Below are 17,677 nucleotides of genomic sequence, written 5' to 3'. Positions count from 1 at the left end.
ACTTTCCAGCTAGCTTGTTTGCATTAGGGCTAAGTAACACAATGATTAACTCATTTTTGCCAGTACACTTAATGGTGCTATTCGAGCTATGTAGCGAAACAAGGCCCAAGGCCATGTGGGCACAAAGCTACTATTTGCCTCTTTTTCAATGGCCTTAACCATAGCTTTGCAGCCTGTTTCGGTATCAACAATAAAAGGGACGGTTTTCACCTTTTCGTTTATTTCACTTTGGATGAAGCCAGGGTGAATGGTCGTGACCTTGATAGGGGTATTCATCACGTCAATACGAATGCCTTCTGTCATTGAAGTCAAGGCTGCTTTGGTCGCTGCATATACGGTCATTGCCCGTCGCGCGCCGCGCACTGCACTGACTGAAGAGATGGTCACCAAGTGCCCAGCATTTTGCTCGCGGAAAATCTCCATACTGGCTTCACATTGGGCTAATGCAGAAACAAAGTTGGTGACGGCGGTTTGTTTGTTGGCGTGAAAATAACCTGTGCCCACTGACGCGCCTTTACCCATGCCGGCATTAACGATAACGCGGTCAAGTCCGCCCATATCTGCTGCAAAGGCTTTGATTACCTCAAAAACTTGTGCGTGATCGTCCACGTCTAACGGGCGAATAAACACATCAATATTTGGATTAATAGTAAGTAATTCAGCTTTTAACTCTTCTAAGCGCTCAACTCGTCTGGCGCATAACCCCAAGTTACGGCCCATCTTGGCAAACTCAATAGCCATACCTTTTCCTAAGCCTGAGCTTGCGCCAGTAATTACGATGTTTTTTCTTGTCATGGTGGCGACTCTCTTTTTATGTACTGGTTTGTTTTCGCTTTCTGCTTGGGATCATTATTTATATGTAATGAGGTGGCGGTGTTTGCCTTCAAATGCAGAATGATCATTAAGGCTAGATAACACTAGGCCTTTTTTTGAGTGAATAATTTTTGTGACGCCGGCGTTTACCAAAGTCCAGTTAACCTTCATTAAATTGCTCGCCGGTATGTTTAACAGCGTCTGGCTCAGTATTGCAATCGGCCCTCCTGAGCTAAATACCGCTATATGTTTAGCATTATCACTTTGGTTGATTACCTTTTTTAAGGCTAGTTCAATCCGACTTTGGTATGCCACCCACGACTCTGTGTACTGATGTGAAAAGTCGTTGCTCATCCAGCGAGAAAAAGCTTCTTCAATCACGTTATGCAGTGCCAAGTTAGGATCCTTATGCTGCATCAAATACTGCTTTACACCCGCAGGCGTTGCAAAGTCGGGCTTGAGCTGGGCTAAGATATCTTGGTGGTCATATTCGTTCCAGTGGGCGTCAACGGTTGTATTTTCGACAATGGACTCATCAGCTCCCATAGCGTGCAAGCAACCTTTAGCGGTTTGCTGGTGGCGTAACATACTGCCACGAAATACTTTGTCGAATATGATGCCTCTGCGCTGAAAATCGGCACCCAAATGAATGGCTTGCTGCTCACCTAAGCTAGATAAACAATCGTAATCGTCTTTGCCAAATGATGCTTGTCCATGACGAATAAGGTAAATACAGGTCATGCTAGCGTTTTCCTTTTATCGCTTTGCGGCATTGCCACATCAAATAATGCACGAAGAACCAAATATTTTTAAACGCAGGGTTATTGGTTTGCTTGTGATGATAGCGATAATAAATTTGTTGAGCGATCGCGGCGAGTCTATACAAGCCATACACTTCATAAAACGCAAAGTTATCGACGTTAAAGCCGGTTTTATCGAGGTAATAATCGATGACTTCACGGCGTGTATACATGCCTGGTAAATGGGTCGGTTGGCGACGAGTCGACTTCGCGAGTTTGTCATCATCTGCCTGTACCCAGTAGGCTAAACTATTTCCCAGATCCATAAGTGGGTCGCCTAACGTAGCTAGTTCCCAGTCTAGTACCCCAATAATCTCAGTAGGAGACTGGGCATCTAGCACCAGATTATCAAAACGAAAGTCATTATGGGTCAAACAAATATGTTCATCCGCTGGCATGTTATCTAAAAGCCAGTCACTGACGTAATGTGCTTTAGGGACATTCCAAGTACGGGCTTTTTGATAGCGCCCTACCCAGCCATCTATTTGCCGCTGCGTGTAACCACTGCCTTTGGCAATATGAGAGAGTTGCGCCGCTTGATAATCGACTTTATGCAATTCAATAAGGCTATCGAGGGCGTTTTGACATAGCTGACGAGTGTCAGATGCGCTTAAGCTAAAATCTCTAGGTAAGTTTTTGCGCGGTATGATGCCATTGAGTTTCTCCATCACGTAAAACTCAGCGCCAATCACTGATTCATCTTCACAGTGAGCCAGCATGTCAGGGACGTATTGATAGACGGGCTTCAAGGCTGCTTGTAGGCGGTATTCTCGCCCCATATCGTGAGCACCTTTGGCCTTTGTACCGGCTGGTCCTCTGCGTAAAATCACTTCAGTATCGGTGCCATTGGGATTGCTGAAAGCCAAGCAGTAGGTCCAGTTGGACGCACCACCTGCATACTGGGTGACTTTCGGCTGTCCGTGCAATCCGCTGATGTGCTTGGCAAGCCAAGGGCTAAGAGTCTCAAGGTTGAGCTCCTCGCCTTGGCGAACCGAGCCGGCCTGATCGATCGCGGTCTGTGGGCTTTCAGTTGTGCTCATATTAACTGTATTTCTTTAGTTCTAAGCGGGTCACCATACCCATATGCACTTCATCTGGGCCATCAGCTAAACGCAGGGCTCTGGCACCCGCAGCAAAGCGTGCCAACGGGAAATCACTGCTCATACCCGCTCCACCATGGAGTTGCACCGCCATATCCACGACGTCTTGCAGCATTTTAGGGACAGCGACCTTTATGGCAGAAATTTCAGTCATGGCATTTTTTACTCCCACTTCATCAATTTTCCATGCCGCGTGCAAGGTCATCAGACGCGCCTGATGAATTGCAATACGCGCTTGTGCGATTCGCTCGCCATTGCCGCCTAGCTTGATTAAGGGTTTACCAAATGCAGTACGACTTAAGCTACGTTTCATCGCGAGTTCTAACGCTTTTTCTGCACCGCCAATTGAGCGCATGCAGTGATGAATACGCCCTGGCCCTAAGCGGCCCTGAGCGATGGCAAAGCCTTTCCCTAATCCTACAAGTAAGTTTTCTTTAGGAACACGTACGTTGGTAAAATGCATTTCGCCATGACCCGATGGGGCATCAAAATCACCGTAAGCACTGAGCATGCGCTTAATCTCAATACCTGGGGTGTCAAGAGGCACAATGACCATGCTGTGTTGGCTATGCTTGTCGTTTTCAGGATTAGACAAGGCCATAAAAATGGTGACTTTTGCATTTGGATGACCTAATCCGGTTGACCACCACTTCTTGCCATTAAGCACTAGTTCATCGCCGTCAACTTCAACGGTAGCTTGCATGTTTGTGGCATCTGATGAGGCCACGTCGGGCTCAGTCATACCGAATACAGAGCGAATTTCGCCAGCCAGTAAAGGCTTCAACCATTTGTCTTGCTGCTGCTGGTTACCGAAATGATAAAGCACTTCCATGTTGCCGGTATCAGGGGCATTACAGTTGAATATTTCAGAAGCAAATAAAACTCGGCCCATTTCCTCGGCAAGGGGAGCATATTCCAGGGTTGTTAACCCTTTGCCTAATTTGTCATCCGGTAAGAACAGGTTCCATAATCCTGCTTCTTGGGCTTTCTTCTTTAGTGGTTCAATCATGGGGTGCATTTGCCATTTGGTCCAATCGCCAGTCGGGTTGAGCTCCTCGGTTTCGCGATAGATTTGCTCCTCCACTGGGTACACGTGTTCATCCATAAAGGCTTTGACGCGTGCGATATAATCTTGTGTTTTCTCGCTATGTGCAAAATCCATGACTTTCCCCTGCTATATATTAGTAATATTTCGTGAATGTAGAGCCAGCATAGCGCTCTTTTTAAATTGAATGAAATGAAAAATAGTACAGGTATACTATGAATTATATTCATTGTGTTGAAGGCATACTATGGCAGACATGCACGCCCTTAAAAAACTCGATTTAAACTTGCTCAAAGTGTTTGAAAGTCTATATGTAGAGCAAAATATGACACGTACTGCTGATGCGCTACACATCACACCATCGGCGGTCAGTCACTCTATCAAGCGTTTGCGCGAATGCCTTGGGGATCCGTTGTTTCAGCGCAGTAACAATCGCATGTTGCCCACGCCAGCCTGCCAGAGAATGGCACCGTTGATCATTGATAACCTCACGCGATTACGCCAAATCATGCAGCACTGGGGGGAGTTTCAACCGTTAACCAGTGAACATCATTTTAGAATAGGTATGCATTACGCACTAGAGCCGAGCATTTTGCCTGCGTTAACAACTCGATTAGCGTCGCTTGCTCCGAACGTAACCTTTTCTAGCGTAAAAGTAGACCGAGTGACGCTGACGCGAGACTTAAGTGCTGGGCACATGGATTTAGCATTAGACGTGGCTTTACCGATAAAATCACCTGTACTGCATCAAAAATTAATCGATGATGACTTCTGTGTATTGATGCGCAACGAACACCCGCTTACTGAGAGCATGAGCACAGACGCTTATTTTGCTGCTGGGCACATTGGTGTATCAAATCGCTCGAGTGGGGCATCGGTCGAAGATCTATTGTTTCAGCAGCAAGGATTGTCCCGTAAGGTTGTGATCCGCTGTCAGAACTATTACTCGGCAAAAAGTATGGCGGCTAATTCCGATAACTTATTAACAGTACCACGCAGGTTGGCAGAGCATTTACGTCAGGATGACGTGGTGCTATTTGATTTACCCATTAGTATCGCCCCCATTTCTACTCACATGTATTGGCATAAAAACACCGAACAGGATTCCGCATTAACCTGGTTACGAGCCTTATTTGACGGGATATTTGTGAGGTAGGCGAAAGTAAATACCTCGCCCCTAGAGTAAAGGCGAGGCTAATTAAGTGGGGTGATTAATCGTCGTTGGTTGAGCCGATACGATGAATGGTTAAATCAGCACCGTTGTATTCTTCTTCTTCGGTTAAGCGTAATCCCACAACCATTTGAATCGCCCCGTAAACAATAACGCCGCCGATAATCGCCACTAGAATACCGCCAAACGTCCCTATAACTTGAGCGACTAAATTTACACCCCCTAAGCCACCCATGCTTTCGCTACCGAAAATACCAGCAGCAATACCGCCCCACGCGCCGCAAAGGCCATGTAATGGCCATACGCCCAATACATCATCGAGCTTTTTACTGCGTTGAATAAAGGTAAATAAGGTAACGAACAACCAGCCCGCAACCACGCCGATCACTAGTGCACCTATGGGATGCACTACATCTGAGCCTGCGCAAATAGCCACTAGCCCAGCTAACGGCCCATTGTGCACAAAGCCTGGGTCATTTTTGCCGAACAACCAGGAGGAAATAATCCCCCCAGCCATCGCCATTAAGGAATTCATCGCAACCAAGCCACTGATGCCATCAAGTGTTTGCGCCGACATAACATTAAAACCGAACCAGCCAATGCACAGGATCCACGTACCCAAGGCTAAAAAGGGAATGTTAGACGGCGCAAATGCGATCAGTTTTTTGTCTTTTACTCTGCCGTTACGCAGGCCCAAGAAAAACACGGCTACTAATGCCAGCCAGCCGCCAACACCGTGCACAACCACAGAGCCGGCAAAATCGTGAAACGGCGCGCCAGTGGTTTGTTCTATCCAGTCTTGTATGCCGTAATTGCCGTTCCATACTATGCCCTCGAAGAAGGGGTAAACTAAGGCGACAATAATCGCCGAAGCCAACAAAAAGGGGTTGAATTTTGCGCGCTCAGCAATACCGCCTGAAATAATCGCAGGAATTGCCGCGGCAAAAGTCATTAAGAAAAAGAATTTAACTAAGTCATAGCCGTTATTTGCGGTCAGTTCGCTAGCGCTACTGTAAAAAGTCGTATCGTAGGCGACCCAATAACCAATGAAAAAGTAAGCCACACAAGAAACACCGAAATCGGTGATAATTTTGACTAACGCGTTAACCTGATTTTTGTGGCGAACCGTGCCCACTTCCAAAAAAGCAAAGCCTGCGTGCATGGCAAAAACCATGATCGCACCAATGAGTAAAAAATACGTATTTGAACTTTGCACCAGTAGCTCGGTGGCGCTTGTGACATCTTGCATGTGTTATATCTCTGTGTGTCGGTTAATGTTACATAAAGGTAAATTTTAAACGCGTTTCTTTATCTTTAACGGCTATTTTAAATGTAATTTTGCTCGTTAAAGTCTGCCTTTTATATCCCTCTAAGCCTTGCTCTGTCAGAATCATACCCTGCGTAATGAAAAGTGTGCATTTCACATATAGAACGAAAGCACATAGCTCATGCATATTTAACATTGTGTTTAAAACTAAAGGTTAGTTGTGAATTCATCGTACTGTGTATTACTTAGTTAATCGTGAATTCTGCCATGGATAGCCTAAATAGGATGTTATTCGATAGTCTGAATTTCGATACCTTACATCCCCGATCTTAACAACACCTATAGCGTAAGATAAGTGTTTACTGCTTTGCGAGACAAATCATGAAAAATGATCTTTTGAATCGATTCACAAGTTACTTTGTGGGTTGCTTATGTATGCTCATTACCGCCAATAGTACTGCGATAACGTTAACGGAGGTAGGGACGCAAAACACAGTGCTTGATGCCAAACAGCGTCAGTTGATGGTTGAACAACTACAGAAAAATAATTCGTTAAGAGTCATAGTGGAGTTAGACACTGATGCGAATGACCTTAGGGCCGTCGGTCAAACGAACAGCGCTTCTTCAAGTACAACCCAAGCATTGAGTGAGCCTAACACACTCCAAGCGATTGCCAATGCTCAAGCGAGTTTGCACACCACCATGAGTCAATCTGGGGCCTTACTCAAACACAGCTTTACCCATTTACCCATGGTGGTCTACGACATTGATATGGCCTCTTTATCTGTACTAGAAAAAGCCAATCAGGTTAAGAGTATTCAGATAGACGAAATTCGCCAGCCTTCGCTGTTGCAAAGCACTGCTATCATTGGCAGTGGTGATGCTTATGCTATAGGCGCATCAGGTGCTGGGAAAACGCTAGCGGTTCTTGATTCGGGTGTGGAGTCAAATCACCCTTTTCTGGCTGGCAAAGTGGTGTCTGAAGCCTGCTTCTCAACCAATAGAAGTTCAGGTTTCTCAGAATCTGTCTGTCCTAGTGGTAACAATGATGAAATAGCCCAAGGTGCCGCGCGAGCTTGTGATTTCAGCGGTTGCTATCATGGTACTCACGTGGCGGGTATTGCGGCTGGCAATAGCGAAAATTTGCATGGTGTGGCTAAAGATGCCGACATAATTGCTATTCAAGTGTTCTCGAAAATTTTAGACAGCAACTACTGTAGCGGCAGCCCGCCCTGTTTAGGAGCCTATGATTCAGATGTTATTCAAGGCTTAGAACGCGTTTATGCTTTACGCCATAGCTATGCTATTCCCTCGGTCAATCTAAGCTTAGGCTCCGGCGGTTACCTAAGTCACGAGGCGTGTGATTCAGCCAATCGCAGTTATGCCAGTGCTGTGAGTAAGTTAAATGATGCCGGTATTGCGGTGGTCATCGCCTCTGGTAACAATGGCTACAGCAATAAAATCAGTGCCCCCGGTTGCGTAAGTCATGCCATTAGCGTAGGGGCCACAACAGATAGCGACGGTGTCGCTTGGTTTACCAATAAAGCCGACTTTTTAACCTTGCTTGCCCCAGGCACAAGCATTCAATCTTCTGTTCCTGGCGGCTCCTACTCATCAGCTCAGGGTACGTCAATGGCTGCCCCTCATGTGGCGGGTGCATTTGCTGCGCTGGCCTCTCTTGATAATGCCCCTGATAACACACAAATCTTAAGCGCGCTTTTAAACACAGCGAAAGCGATTGACTCTGGCTCGCTAACCTTCGGGCGGATCGCGCTTGGGGCGGCAGCTGGAAACTTAACGCCAGAGCCTGAAATAGACCAACAGTTGAGTATCCGCATCAGCGTTGATAACGCAGAAGAGCTGTATTTTAATGGTGTATTATTGGGCGGTTCTGATAACTGGAAAAGTAGCAAATTATATAACGTCAACGTAACCCAGAAAAACAACGTTTTGGCGGTTAAAGCCATGGACGTTGACGGGTTAGCGGCGCTCATCGCCGAGCTTGAACTAGAAGGGCAAGCACTTTACAGCGATGAAAATTGGAAAGTCTCTACTGAATTTGTAGATGGCTGGCAACAAACTGCATTTGATGACAGCCAGTGGCAAGCGGCCAGTAGTTATGGATATTACGGCGTATGGCCATGGTATAAAAAAGTATCAGGTTGGCCTAGCAACAGCCAAGCGCAATGGCTTTGGTCAGATGAACGCTACGATGATAATACTGTGTATTTTCGTTATCACATTACAGCCAGTAGCGAGCCCGCACCTGAGCCTGTCGTGATTAACACCACGACTATTGTAGAGGGCGAGGTTGGTCAACCGTATTCAGCCGACTTGACGGCCAGTGGCGGCAGTGAGTCTTTCACTTGGACACTTGTAAGCGGTAATTTACCTAGTGGTCTTGAACTAAACGGGCAAAGCGGCAAGTTAGCAGGTACGCCTAGTGTGGCGGGGGAGTTTACCTTTACTGTTGAGGCCAAGGATTCCACGGGGGCACAAGCTCATCAGGAATTGACGCTATCTATAGCACCGGCGCCGGTTATTACAGAAACGGCGACTATCACTATTTCGGTTGATAATTTTGAAGATACCTATTTTAACGGTGTATTTTTAGGGTCGTCCACCAATTGGCAGTACGCAAAATCTTATACAGTAGAGTTGGTGCCTGGTCGCAATGTGCTGGCTGTGAAAGCGCAAGATGTAGACGGTGTTGCAGCGCTCATTGCCAAGATTGAAACCGAGCAGGGGATTATCGTCAGTGATAGCGACTGGAAAATTGCAACCCAAGCAAGTGAGGGCTGGAATACCCAAGATTTTGACGATAGTACATGGAGCAACGCGACTGCTTATGGCGCGTACGGTGCGCAACCATGGCGCTGGCGAGTGAATCGCTTAAATGGCGCTAATGGTGCAAACTGGATTTGGTCGGGGGACAACGATCTAGACAACGTGGTTTATTTCAGACTTGTAATTGAGCGTCCATAGGTAGGTTAGCACGAGTGCCTCTACCATTGAGGTGCCCACGAAGCCGAGTGTAGATTCAATCTAGCTCGGCTTTTTTATTGCCTAGGGTGTGTATTGCGCAGCGTGTAAATGACGCAGCGTGTAAATGACGCCGTTTATGAATGACGCAGCGTTTGTTTGGTAAGTTCAAGTAGTGAGTAAACTTAATTGCAGTGCACAGCCGCGCGTCAGTCAGAAAAATGACGCTTTATTGATATTGTACTTATCTCAGCCGAGCGTTCTTTTAACTTATTGATTACTAAGTTAATTAAACTGTTGGCACAGTGTCTGCTGAGGTGTGGGATGATGTGTGGAGGTAAGAGCTTTCTTATCTCATTCCAACCCAGCTCGATTAAGTACAAGGTGTCTACATGATAGGTTTTACCCATATACAATTGACTGAAACGCAGCGCCAGCGCGTTACGTATCCGGCAAAACCCAAGATGGGCACGGCTGCAGTCTTAGCACAGTTACTGCCGCGACTAACGGTTAATACGCCAAGCGAGCGATACCAAGCGCTTACCGATTTAGATTACTATATGCGTGAAGAAACTGAGCGCTTACTGGCGCGCATTGAAACGCATCTTGAAATCCTCGTTGAGCGCATAGAGGGCATGGCTAATCATTCTCAGCCTGCACAATTTAGCTTAACGGTATCTAATGGTATATGTGAACTGAAAGGCGAGTTTCCTTTCGGGCTCGATGAAAAACTCAATCAAGATCCTTGGCTTATGGATGCTTTTGCTTGGCTAATACCAAATTATCTGGCACTGGTGCATTCATTAGAGCTTCGCGCATTTTCATATGCGTATCAGCGCTGTCGCGCAAAAGCAGTCGTGGCATATCAGCACCTTGACGAACCAAATCATGGCCTAGCTGTTGTCGTGATGTTCAGCGCAGGAAAAGCGCGGTGGCAGGTAAATACTCCTCAAACTATTTATCACTTGTAAGAAAGTTGCTGCGCTCATTCTTAACTTGGTACTTTAAAGTCCAGTTTACATTTCACTTGTGAATAGATGTTCTTTCGGCAACTTTGTAGCACCCCGACAGAGACTGTTGACTGAGTGTGCTAGATTAGTGAATGAAGCGTCTTGCAGTTAAATCAAAAAAGGACAATTTTAATACTGCTATCAGGCTACGCATCCTTTAGAATATAAGCCTTAAATCAAGATGTTAAGCCCACGTTATCTAGGTAAATAATTGTATGCCTGATTCTCAAGAAGCAAAAAAACTTAGCAATCAATTCGAAGAAATTAACGAGGCTTTAAACGACGGCATGATTGTGCAAGTGCGCGAGAGCCTCAGTACCATGCCTCCTTGTGATGTGGCGTTACTGTTGGAGTCTAGTCGCAGCCGCACGCGTTCTGAAATATGGCAGTTAATCGAACCTGATCAATACAGTGACGTTCTCGAAGATCTGTCTGAAGATGTACGTAACGGAATTATCCGCCAAATGGTCCCCGAAATTCTAGCTGACGCACTAGAAGACATGGACACAGATGATTTGGTGGAAACCTTATCTGGTTTGCCTGAGGCTGTTTCACAAGATGCCTTAAGCTCTATGGATGAGCAGGATAGGCAGCGCGCAGAACAAGCCCTTTCCTATGGTGAAGATACAGCCGGTTTCATTATGAACACCGATACCATCACCTTGCGCCCAGAAGTGACCGTTGACGTGATCCTGCGTTATTTACGCCTTAAGGGGAATATTCCCAAAGGTACAGATACCTTCTATGTGGTAAATCGTAATGATGAGCTTATCGGTAGTGTTCCAGTGACCGAGTTGCTGACTGCACGCCCGGCGGTGAAGGTCGAAAAGTTAATGACCCAAGATTCAGTCGCCGTGCCTGTTGATATGCACGAGAATGAAGTAGCCAGCCTATTCGAACGTTATGATTGGCTATCTGCCCCCGTGGTGGACAAAGACAACTGCCTTGTTGGTCGTATTACCATTGATGACGTTGTTGATATTATTCGCGAAGGCGCTGAGCACTCTATGATGAGTATGGCTGGTCTTGACGATGAAGAAGATACCTTTGCGCCTGTAATTAAAAGTACCAAGAAGCGGTCTGTATGGCTGGGTGTAAATTTACTTACCGCATTGATGGCAGCTGCCGTGAGCGACATGTTTGAAGCAACACTGAGTCAGCTAGCTGTCTTGGCGATTTTAAATACCATAGTGCCCAGTATGGGCGGAGCAGCAGGGAATCAAACCTTGACCTTGGTGATACGGGGGATGGCGTTGGGTCATGTGAGCGGCAGTAATGCACGTTGGTTAATTGGTAAAGAGCTTGCTATTGGCTTCTTCAACGGGGTGATTTGGGCCGTTTTGATTGCGTCCGTTATTGCCATGTGGAAGCAGGACGTCATGCTCGGTGGGGTGATTGCCTTTGCTATGATGGTCAATATGCTAGCGGCTGGATTGGCTGGTGCCATGCTACCTGTGATGATGAAAAAAATGAATATCGATCCTGCGCTCGCTGGTAGTGTCATTCTGACCACTATTACCGACGTGGTGGGAATTTTTGCCTTTTTAGGTACCGCAACCTGGTTGTTACTATAAAAATATGTCTGTGTTCTCTGTCGTTTCTTTAACGTTTATTACTTTAGTGGCTTTTGCGGCTAATTCAGTGTTTTGCCGTCTCGCGTTGGACGAACAAAATATGGACCCTATGAGTTTCACAGGGATTAGATTAGCATCGGCAGCTCTGGTGCTTGGCTTGATTATGCTGGTCAAATCACCGGCCAGTGTAACCAGTATCAAAACCTTGAATAGCTATGGAAGTTGGCGACAAGCTGGGTATTTATTTGCCTACGCAGCGGGGTTTTCTTATGCTTATGTAACCTTGCCTACTGCCACGGGAGCGTTGATTCTATTTGCTGCTGTACAATTTACTATGCTGCTGGTGGCCAGACTTTCAGGACATCGTATGAATGGGATGGCGAGTGCTGGAGTGGTAATATCTCTTCTTGGATTTGGCTATTTTGTGTTACCTGAATTGTCCTCACCCAGTGTGGTTGGTTTATTGGTGATGGCCTTAGCAGGGGTTGCTTGGGGCATGTACAGCTTGGCGGGCGCTAAAACGACTCATGCCCTTGAAACCACCGGAGCAAACTTCATTCGTTGCTTGCCCTTCGGGCTAGTCTTAATGTTGGCGTTTATATCTAGCGCTAATCTGACCTTTGAAGGGGTCCTTTACGCACTAGCCTCCGGTGTGTTGGCGTCAGGAGTAGGCTACGCGATTTGGTATCAAGTGTTGCCTAAGTTGGATAGTAGCATAGCGGCGGTGTGTCAGCTTAGCGTACCGATTATCGCGGCATTTGGTGGTGTGATTTTAGTCGCAGAGCCAATCACCACTCACCTGCTGCTTTCATCGTTCGCGATTTTAGGCGGCATGCTGTTAGTTATTGTGGGTAAGAAGCGCAAAGTCTAATGCGCTAAGGGTCCAAAATCAGGCATAAAAAAAGGTAGTCAGCTATCCACAATAGCCACTACCTTTCCAATGCTCGCCAATAGGCTAATGTTTAGAAACGCACTTCGCCAGCGCCGTCACTTGCGCAGCACACATAGAAGGTTTCTTGGTAACCCGTTTCAGCTTGGTAGCGCTCAGCAATCAGTTGCTGGGCACCGGCAACCATTTCTCTAGGCATAAGGGCTACGATACAGCCACCAAAACCACCACCTGTCATGCGTACACCACCATGCTCCCCTAGATATTCAGCAAGAGTGGCGACAATAAAGTCGATGGGTTTAACCGTTATTTCAAAATCGTCTCGCATGGATGCATGAGATTCAGCCATCAAACGAGAGAGGGTTTTTGCATCACCAGCACGCAAGGCGTCAGCGGCTTGTAAAGTACGCTCGCTGTCAGAAACCACATGATGAGCTCGGCGATAGACTACGTCTGACAACTTGTCTTTCTGAGCTTGTAAGTCTGTTAAACTAATATCTCGCAATGCTTTAAGCCCGAGAATGCTAGCGGCTTCTTCACATTGCTCGCGACGGGTGTTGTACTCACTGTCTACCAATCCACGTTTGACGTTGGAGTTGATAATCACCACATCTAGCTCTTTCGGCATAGAAATAAGTTGTGTTTCCAGTGAACGGCAATCGAGTAACAAGGCGTTATTTTGTGCACCACAAGCACTGACCATTTGATCCATAATGCCGCAGTTGCAGCCCACAAATTGGTTTTCAGCTTCTTGGCCATTCAATGCCACATCCGCTGACGTCAATGGTAAGTCGAACAACTGACGAAAAGTTTCACCGATTGCCACTTCAAGCGACGCAGAAGAGCTGAGCCCAGCACCTTGAGGTACGTTACCCGTCACCACCATATCGACACCTTTTAACTGCAACCCGCGCAGTTGAAGGTGTTTAATCACGCCACGAATATAATTACTCCATAGCTGAGTTGGGTGTGGTTCGATGGTATCGCTTAATGAAAACTCATCCTGCTCGTTGTCGTAATCAGCGGCTACAACGCGCACGAGATCGTCTTCTCTTGGCGTGACGGCAACCAATGTTTGATAATTGATAGCGCAAGGCAAAACGAAACCATCGTTATAGTCGGTATGTTCACCGATTAAATTCACTCTTCCAGGTGCTTGAAAGTGGCGCGCTGGTGCGCTCTGAAAGACCTGTTGATAGGTGGCATTGAGATCGTCAATGGCTTGTTGAGAGATGATTTTCATTGCCTTAGGCTCCGTTCGATTCGTTGTAATGTACATCGCTAAGCGCTTGTAGTTTTTGTGCTGCTTGTTCTGGTGTTAAATCCCGTTGAGGCTCTGCCATCATTTCATAACCGACCATAAATTTTCGTACCGTGGCGGAACGTAACAATGGCGGGTAAAAATGTGCGTGCAACTGCCAATGTTCTGTCACGTCAGAATTGTGCGGTGCACCATGCCATCCCATAGAGTAGGGGAAAGAACACTGGAACAAGTTATCGTAGCGACTGGTTAATTTTTTCAGGGCAACGGCTAAATCGGCTTGTTGTGCATCATTCATTTCATCAAAACGCGCGCAGTTGAATTTAGGCATAAGTAAGGTTTCAAATGGCCACGCCGCCCAATAAGGGACTACCGCAATCCAGTGGTCGGTTTCAACCACGGTGCGTTCGCCACTGGCAGACTCTTTTTGCGCGTAATCGAGCAGCAATGAACTGCCATGTTTATCGAAATAGGCACGCTGATTGACGTCTGCTTTGCGTACTTCATTGGGAATAAAATCGTTGGCCCAAACTTGTCCGTGAGGGTGGGGATTAGAGCAGCCCATAGCTGCACCTTTATTTTCAAACACTTGAACCCAAGCATAATCTTTCGATAGCTCTGCCACTTGGTCGCGCCAGGTTTGTACTACATTCTCAAGTGCAGGAAGAGATAATTCTGGTAGTGATTTATTGTGCGCAGGGGAAAAACAAATAACACGGCTGGTACCTCTTGCCGCTTCTACTGTGAATAAGTCATCGTTTTCTTGCTCTGAAGCGGGTGTGTCATTCATGAGTGCTGCGAAATCGTTAGTGAATACAAAAGTACCTTGGTACTCTGGGTTAACTTCACCGTTTATGCGGGTATTTCCCGCACACAAATAACAGCTAGGATCATGCGCTGCGCTGTCATTTTGTTGTGGTTTTTCTACCTGACCTTGCCAAGGGCGCTTAGCTCTGTGTGGTGACACAAGCACCCAATCATTAGTCAGTGGGTTGCGGCGACGATGAGAGTGATCTACGGGATCGAATTTAGACATTAAGACACACCATGTTAATAAGCAGTTAATTAATACTATTATATTACTAATGGATTTTAAGTGCTAATCCAAGTTCTGTCACCCCTAATTCGGTATTTTGTTAGCCTAGAAAGCAAAAAAGCCTGCAATGCAGGCTTTTTACTCTGTGTTTTCACTAAGCCTTACGGTGAGGCTTATTAAATGTAGGCGTTAAAATTGTAGCCCAGGATTCAACGTACCCGGTAAAGCGACTTTTTCAAGCTCTACTGACGCAACAGGGTAGGCACAGTAATCAGCAGCGTAATATGCACTTGCTCTGTGGTTACCGCTCTCACCTACACCACCAAAAGGCGCGGCACCGCTTGCACCGGTAATCGGGCGGTTCCAATTGACGATCCCTGCGCGAATGCGCTGATAGAAATGCTGGTACAAGTCTTCGCTATCCGATAACAAACCTGCAGATAAACCGAATTTGGTATTATTCCCTAGTGAAATTGCCCGATCGAAATCGTCAAAACGCACGACTTTTAACAAGGGGCCAAAATGCTCTTCGTCAGGCATTTTCTCCACCATGGCCGTGACATCGATAATACCTGGACTGACAAAGCCTGATTCAGTATCAAGATGTTTAAGTTCGACCAAAGAGCTTGCGCCTAAATCCAATAACTGTTGTTGAGCGTTGACCATCGCATTGGCGGCATTTTTAGAAATCATCGCCCCCATGAACGGTTGTTCTTCGGCGTCGTAATCGCCCACTTTGATGTTTTTGGTCACCTCAATCAAACGGGCTAAAATGGCATCACCTTGGGCGTTGCTCTCTAAAAAGAGTTTACGTGCGCACGTGCAGCGCTGGCCAGAGGTAACGAAAGCCGATTGAATAATATCGTGTACTGCAGCATCAATATCACTCACATCCTTGACGATTAGCGGATTATTGCCGCCCATTTCTAAGGCTAAAATTTTGCCAGGATGCCCAGCATACTGTTCATGCAAAATTTTACCGGTACGAGAACTGCCAGTGAAAAACAAACCGTCTAAATCCGGATGAGCGGCTAGCGCTTTGCCCGTTTCTACTTCACCTTGCACTAAGTTTAATACACCAGTTGGCAAGCCGGCTTTTTCCCAAAGCTGAACCGTTTTTTCAGCCACTAATGGCGTCAGATCACTGGGTTTAAATACAATGCAGTTACCGGCTAATAACGCCGGCACAATATGACCATTAGGCAAGTGGCCGGGAAAGTTATACGGGCCGAATACCGCCACAACACCGTGTGGTTTATGGCGAATAAACGCTTTACCTACCGGCATGGGGTTTTCAACTAAACCTGTTCGCTCTTGATAAGCGCGTTCTGAAATTCCTATCTTTCCCATCATGGCACCCACTTCGGTAGCGGTTTCCCATAACGGCTTACCCGTTTCTTGCGCGATGGTTAGGGCTAACATATCTTTGTTTTCAGCTAATAGCTCACCGAAACGTTTTACGTAAGCCAGACGCTCCTCGAATGATAAGGCTGCCCATGCAACAGTTGCCTCACGGGCACTGGTAACGGCTTGATTTACTTGCTCAGTCGAAGCTGATTTGGCTTGCCAAATTTGGTTTTTCTTGGCAGGGTCGATAGATTCAATCGCGTGGCCTTGGCCTGCATGCCATTGGCCGGCAATAAAATGGGTCTGTTGTGTCATACGTTACACCTTAAATGTTGTCGGAGCGAAGCGAATAAACTCACCATCTTGAATGCCAAGATGGTCTGCATCGACCTTAGAAATAATGGCCCGCTCGTTTGCTTCATCGATTTTAATTGATGTTGCAATCGCTCTAAAATCAGTAATTTTGGTATTAATTACGAAATATTCAGTTTCTGAAATTGCACCGTGTTCGTCATATTTGGCCGCTAATGGGTCATCAATTTTAACCGCTAGTTTTCGACTTGCCTGAGCAGTTCGAATATGCGCTAGATTCGCTTCTACTGTGGGGCCTGCATCGAAAATATCAACATACCCTCTGCAGCTGAAACCTTCGCTTTCTAACAATCTTAATGCGGGTTTGGTTTTGTCGTGTACTTTACCTATGACAGCTTGTGCTTCTTTGCTGAGTAAACTGACATAAATGGGGTACTTGGGCATTAACTCTGCAATAAATTGTTTCTGACCAATACCGGTTAAATAATCTGCGGTTGGAAAGTCCATCGAGAAGAAGTGTTCTTCTAGCCACTGCCAGAAGGGAGACTTTCCTGATTCATCGCTAATGCCACGCATTTCAGCAATGACAGTTTCAGCAAATCGTTCTTTGTGTTCCATCATAAACAAGAAGCGCACTTTGGACAGAAATCGCCCATTATTGCCTTGTCTTGCTGATTCACGCAGAAATAGAGTGCAAATCTCCGAGACGCCAGTGTAATCGTTACACAAGGTTAGTATCTCGGCTGTGTTGTAGATATCGAGCTCGCGAGAAGCATGAACCACTTTGCTTAAATGGTAATGATAAAATGCATCATCAAGACCAACGCTTGAAGCGATACCACTGGTGCCTACCACTTGTCCTGAGTTGGTATCTTCCATAACGAACAAGTAGCTTTCGTTACCAGGTTGGCTAATGTCTGCTTGAAACGCCGTTTCCGAATCTAAAATCTTACTTTTTAATAAGGTTTCGTTCACAGGTAATGAGGTAAACCCAATACCTGATTCAACGGCGATATCATGCAGCACAGCATAATCGCTGTGCTTAATAGGGCGAATAATATTCATGTTCG

At 46.3% G+C, this 17,677-nt stretch carries 14 protein-coding genes; 5 read left to right on the top strand and 9 right to left on the bottom strand.

The genetic code is table 11. The features are described 5' to 3' along the window. Positions 1 to 45 precede the first annotated feature (45 nt). Genes FX988_RS09645 through FX988_RS09630 form a run of 4 tightly spaced genes read right to left on the bottom strand, consistent with a single transcriptional unit; the run spans position 46 to position 3,875 of the window. Positions 46 to 795 (bottom strand): SDR family oxidoreductase, encoded by a 750-nt coding sequence (locus FX988_RS09645; RefSeq protein WP_160179498.1) that lies wholly within the window; start codon positions 793 to 795, stop codon positions 46 to 48. Between the two features lie 54 nt (positions 796 to 849). Beyond that, entirely contained in the window at positions 850 to 1,554 is a 705-nt protein-coding gene (locus FX988_RS09640) for a histidine phosphatase family protein (RefSeq protein WP_160179496.1), read from the bottom strand. Between the two features lies 1 nt (position 1,555). Beyond that, positions 1,556 to 2,653 (bottom strand): phosphotransferase family protein, encoded by a 1,098-nt coding sequence (locus FX988_RS09635; RefSeq protein ID WP_160179494.1) that lies wholly within the window; start codon positions 2,651 to 2,653, stop codon positions 1,556 to 1,558. Between the two features lies 1 nt (position 2,654). After that, a complete protein-coding gene (locus FX988_RS09630) occupies positions 2,655 to 3,875 on the bottom strand; it encodes an acyl-CoA dehydrogenase family protein (RefSeq protein WP_007987553.1) in 1,221 nt (406 codons plus the stop codon). Positions 3,876 to 4,005: 130 nt separating this feature from the next. Here FX988_RS09630 and FX988_RS09625 point away from each other — a divergent pair, with 130 nt between their 5' ends. Then, positions 4,006 to 4,914, top strand: coding sequence for a LysR family transcriptional regulator (locus FX988_RS09625; protein WP_160179492.1), 909 nt, complete (start codon positions 4,006 to 4,008; stop codon positions 4,912 to 4,914). Positions 4,915 to 4,969: 55 nt separating this feature from the next. Here the strand turns inward: FX988_RS09625 and FX988_RS09620 are convergent, their stop codons facing one another. Continuing rightward, positions 4,970 to 6,178 (bottom strand): ammonium transporter, encoded by a 1,209-nt coding sequence (locus FX988_RS09620; protein WP_160179490.1) that lies wholly within the window; start codon positions 6,176 to 6,178, stop codon positions 4,970 to 4,972. Between the two features lie 399 nt (positions 6,179 to 6,577). Here FX988_RS09620 and FX988_RS09615 point away from each other — a divergent pair, with 399 nt between their 5' ends. The 4 genes from FX988_RS09615 (at position 6,578) to FX988_RS09600 (ending at position 12,633) form a co-directional block, all read left to right on the top strand. Next, entirely contained in the window at positions 6,578 to 9,181 is a 2,604-nt protein-coding gene (locus tag FX988_RS09615) for a S8 family serine peptidase (protein WP_201751645.1), read from the top strand. A gap of 389 nt (positions 9,182 to 9,570) precedes the next feature. Next, the gene (locus FX988_RS09610) at positions 9,571 to 10,149 is read left to right on the top strand and encodes a hypothetical protein (protein WP_160179488.1); all 579 of its coding nucleotides are present in this window, start codon (positions 9,571 to 9,573) and stop codon (positions 10,147 to 10,149) included. 254 nt (positions 10,150 to 10,403) lie between these two features. Continuing rightward, a complete protein-coding gene (gene mgtE / locus FX988_RS09605) occupies positions 10,404 to 11,762 on the top strand; it encodes a magnesium transporter (RefSeq protein WP_160179486.1) in 1,359 nt (452 codons plus the stop codon). Positions 11,763 to 11,766: 4 nt separating this feature from the next. Further along, complete coding sequence (locus FX988_RS09600; protein WP_160179484.1) at positions 11,767 to 12,633, top strand: DMT family transporter; 867 nt, start codon at positions 11,767 to 11,769, stop codon at positions 12,631 to 12,633. A 91-nt stretch (positions 12,634 to 12,724) separates the two neighbouring features. Here FX988_RS09600 and galK read toward each other — a convergent pair whose 3' ends face one another. The 4 genes from galK to astA form a co-directional block, all read right to left on the bottom strand. Next, positions 12,725 to 13,894 carry a galactokinase gene (gene galK, locus FX988_RS09595; protein ID WP_160179482.1) on the bottom strand — a complete coding sequence of 390 codons (1,170 nt, stop codon included), beginning with the start codon at positions 13,892 to 13,894 and terminating at the stop codon, positions 12,725 to 12,727. A 4-nt stretch (positions 13,895 to 13,898) separates the two neighbouring features. Beyond that, the gene (locus FX988_RS09590; protein WP_160179480.1) at positions 13,899 to 14,948 is read right to left on the bottom strand and encodes a UDP-glucose--hexose-1-phosphate uridylyltransferase; all 1,050 of its coding nucleotides are present in this window, start codon (positions 14,946 to 14,948) and stop codon (positions 13,899 to 13,901) included. A 189-nt stretch (positions 14,949 to 15,137) separates the two neighbouring features. After that, positions 15,138 to 16,610: a succinylglutamate-semialdehyde dehydrogenase gene (gene astD / locus FX988_RS09585; protein WP_160179478.1), complete on the bottom strand. Its 1,473-nt coding sequence runs from the start codon at positions 16,608 to 16,610 to the stop codon at positions 15,138 to 15,140. Between the two features lie 3 nt (positions 16,611 to 16,613). Continuing rightward, positions 16,614 to 17,672: an arginine N-succinyltransferase gene (astA, locus tag FX988_RS09580; protein WP_160179476.1), complete on the bottom strand. Its 1,059-nt coding sequence runs from the start codon at positions 17,670 to 17,672 to the stop codon at positions 16,614 to 16,616. Positions 17,673 to 17,677 lie beyond the last annotated feature (5 nt).

Origin of the sequence: Paraglaciecola mesophila, assembly GCF_009906955.1 — a bacterium.
Classification (GTDB): domain Bacteria; phylum Pseudomonadota; class Gammaproteobacteria; order Enterobacterales; family Alteromonadaceae; genus Paraglaciecola; species Paraglaciecola mesophila_A.
Note: the sequence above shows the minus strand (reverse complement) of the source record. Positions and strands in the feature narration are given on the sequence as shown.